Source organism: Pseudorhodobacter sp., assembly GCF_030452865.1.
Taxonomy (GTDB): domain Bacteria; phylum Pseudomonadota; class Alphaproteobacteria; order Rhodobacterales; family Rhodobacteraceae; genus Pseudorhodobacter.
In genome coordinates, this window is sequence record NZ_JAKDLJ010000486.1 from 1 (window position 1) to 2,382 (window position 2,382).

The 2,382-nt window shown below is 58.7% G+C and carries 1 protein-coding gene and 2 pseudogenes; all 3 read left to right on the forward strand.

Translation table 11 applies throughout. The features are described 5' to 3' along the window. A pseudogene (locus L0H65_RS18435) lies at positions 1-226 on the forward strand (hypothetical protein); the annotation flags it as partial. A gap of 269 nt (positions 227-495) precedes the next feature. Further along, a complete protein-coding gene (locus L0H65_RS18440) occupies positions 496-2,076 on the forward strand; it encodes an ABC transporter substrate-binding protein (RefSeq protein WP_301460664.1) in 1,581 nt (526 codons plus the stop codon). 136 nt (positions 2,077-2,212) lie between these two features. Further along, positions 2,213-2,382 (forward strand): annotated as a pseudogene (locus tag L0H65_RS18445) (alkaline phosphatase family protein); the annotation flags it as partial.

Genomic DNA, 2,382 nt, shown 5'->3' on the forward strand with positions numbered 1-2,382 from the left:
TCCCGATTGGATAACCATCCACAGCCCCGGCCCGACATTTCCAGCGGGGCGACCCTTCCTGCATCTGGACCGTATGGCGTTCAGCAACGATATCGAACTTCTGCACAGTACCGTGATCGGCGACCCACGCGCGGCCATTGCATCCGATCATCGCCCGGTGAGCGCGCGATTCCGGATATCACATCAGACGCAGGCGAAAGATGCGCGCGGTGCGTCAGATCCCTGAAGCCTGCGCATCGGGTTGGAAGATGCAGGCTTGCGCGTCCATATCTCACCCTCAGCATGACGCGCCACCATTTCGGCCGTATTGCCGGCCCTCCGTCTTGCAAAAAAATCAGCTTGCGCAACCCTGGATGGTATGTGGCAAAAACAAAAGTGCCGCATGGGATGGGGAAAGAAAATGTTATGTATTTTTTTTCCGGAAGCGTAGGATCGGGACCGCGACTTCACCAATAAACAGGGCCAAAGCACCTGTAGCATATCGGGGAATTTCACATGAAAGACGAACTTTCCAAGCTGATCGAGCAGATCGACAGCCGGGTGGATCGGCGCAGCTTCCTTGCTGGGTCTGCCGCCGTAGGTGCGCTGGCCCTCAGCAGCTCCGCATCGCCTGTTCTGGCGCAGGATGCGACGCCCAAAAAGGGCGGGCATGTGATCCTCGGGCTGGCGGGGGGCGAAAGCTCCAACACGCTGGACCCGGCCCTGACGCTAAGTCAGGTGCCCTACAACGTGATGGCCCATATCGGCGACCTGCTTGTCGAAAGCTCTCCCACCGGCGAGATCACGCATCGGTTGGCGGAGGATCACAGTTCCTCCCCCGATGCGAAGGTCTGGCAGTTCAAAATCCGCCAGGGGGTCAGTTTCCACGATGGAACGAAGCTGACAGCGGACGATGTGTTGAAAACCATGCAGCGCCATTCGAACGAAAAGGCGACCTCCGGCGCTTTGGGCATCATGAAGGGCATCTCCTCGATGCGCGCCGAGGGCGATCTGTTCGAGGTTACGCTGGCAGAGGCCAATGCCGACCTGCCCTATCTGATGTCGGACATGCATCTATACATCCAGCCGGGCGGCGGGATGGACAACCCGACCAGCGGCATCTTTTCCGGCCCCTACAAGATTGTCGTGAACGACCCCGGCGTCAGACATACGTTTGAGAAGTTTGCCGATTATTGGGACGATAGCCGGGGCCATTTCGACACCTCCGAAATCCTTGTCATCAACGATGTGACCGCGCGCACCGCGGCGCTGCAATCCGGGCAGGTGCATCTGGCCAATCTGATCGAGCCGAAGATTGCCGATTTTCTGTCGAAAGCGCCCGGTATGGTGCTGGAGCGGACGAAGGGGCGCGGTCAAAACGTGTTTGTGATGCTTGTCGACACCGCACCTTTCGACAACAACGATCTGCGCCTTGCATTGAAATTTGCCATTGATCGCGAGGAGATGCTGAAGAAGGTTCTGCGCGGTTATGGCACGCTCGGGAACGACATTCCAATCAACGCCGCCTACCCGCTGTTCGACGACTCTTTGCCGCAGCGTCCGTTCGATCTGGATAAGGCAGCGGAGCATTACAAGAAATCCGGCCATGACGGCAGCCCGATCATTCTTCGCGTGTCGGACGTGGCCTTCCCCGGTGCGGTTGATGCGGCACAGCTTTTCCAGCAAACCGCGCAGAAGGCGGGGATTCCGCTGGAGTTGAAGCGCGAACCGGGGGATGGCTACTGGTCAGAGGTCTGGAACAAGCAACCCTTCTGTGCCTCCTACTGGGGTGGACGGCCGACGCAGGACCAGATGTATTCGACCGCCTACCTTTCGACTGCCGACTGGAACGACACCCATTTCCGGAATCCGAAGTTCGACGCCCTTCTGATGCAGGCGAGAGCGGAGCTTGATCCCGCAAAACGCAAGCAGATTTACAGCGAGATGAGCATGATGGTGCGCGACGAGGGGGGGCTGATCCTTCCGATGTTCAATGATTTCCTTGACGCCCATAGCGACAAGATCGCAGGTTGGGTTTCCGATCCGACCGGAGACATGATGAATTCACAGGCGGCAGTGAAGTGCTGGATGGCGTGATCTGATCGTTTCTTCTGACGGCCAGTGCCGCGCGCGGTGCTGGCCGTTGTTTCCGCGCGACTTTGCCCCTGAAACTGCGCCGCAAACCGGGGCTCGGTCTTAGACCCTGATGCAAACCTCAACCCGGATGTTGTCTATGCCACGCAAACTTCTTCTCATCATTCTTGACGGCGTACCTTATGCCAATTGGCGCAGGCTGTGCGGCAATCTGGAGGGCTGGGTGGCGCAAGGCGCGGCCCATGTCTGGAAGATGCGCGCGACGCTGCCCTCCACCTCCGCCTCATGCTATGCCTCGATCCATACCGG